At 43.1% G+C, this 670-nt stretch carries 1 protein-coding gene and 1 pseudogene; both read left to right on the top strand.

What is annotated here, in order from left to right; all coding sequences use genetic code 11:
- Window positions 1–273 (top strand): annotated as a pseudogene (locus ACFIM1_RS09420) (hypothetical protein); the annotation flags it as partial.
- Window positions 188–643 carry a hypothetical protein gene (locus ACFIM1_RS09415; protein ID WP_375609737.1) on the top strand — a complete coding sequence of 152 codons (456 nt, stop codon included), beginning with the start codon at window positions 188–190 and terminating at the stop codon, window positions 641–643. The pseudogene ACFIM1_RS09420 and the gene ACFIM1_RS09415, both read left to right, overlap by 86 nt.
- Window positions 644–670: the final 27 nt, after the last annotated feature.

The raw sequence follows: 670 nt of genomic DNA, 5'->3' as shown, positions 1-670 counted from the left end.
AAAAACACGAACAACAATGGTGGAAACAATGGAAACTTTTCAAAAGATCAAAGAACTCGCGGTGGTACCGGAGAGGCAATCCGTAATCTTATCGGTGCAACACAGCTTAGTGACGCCTCTACAAAACGCCATACAACAGATGGCAAAATATGTAACACTGGAATGTCCATGGACCTTGATCAGTGGCATGGAATTGACACCAGTCCTAGAGAAACAAGCTTTAGAAGCCTATCAGACAGTCCAAAACTTATTTACCGTGAAAGCATCTGTTGAAGATATAGCAGAGGCTCTTGATGTGCTTGAAGGTGGTTTGACAATGCAAAAAGTTTCAAATCCAGAGGCGCGTGCAAAGGCTTATATCGCTGCTCTTAACGGCATCTCACTCTGGTCTTTGTTGCAAGCTGTTAAAAATCTTATCCGTGGTGAGGCAAAAGGTATGTCAACAACCTTTGTCCCCTCATGTGCTGATCTGGCGCAGTATTGTCGTGATTTAGAAAGCGGGCTTTATGGTGTTGCTGAGAAGGTTTTTATAGCAGTTGAAAATACGCGTAACCTAGCCTTAGGAGGCAAGCGCATTTCATGCATGAGAATAGGCAAGCCTAGTGAAGAGCAACATAACAGTAGCAATTCAAAAGCGGCTTAAAACAGCAAACTAGTGAAAAGTGCTGAT

Source organism: Bartonella sp. AC158YNML, assembly GCF_042196725.1.
Lineage (GTDB): Bacteria > Pseudomonadota > Alphaproteobacteria > Rhizobiales > Rhizobiaceae > Bartonella.
The sequence above is the reverse complement of the archived record's forward strand: the minus strand, read 5'-3'. Positions and strand labels throughout refer to the sequence as shown.

What these genes read in the sequence shown, in the direction of transcription:
- ACFIM1_RS09415 (WP_375609737.1), top strand. Translation starts at nt 188, where the DNA reads ATGGAATTGACACCAGTCCTAGAGAAACAAGCTTTAGAAGCCTATCAG.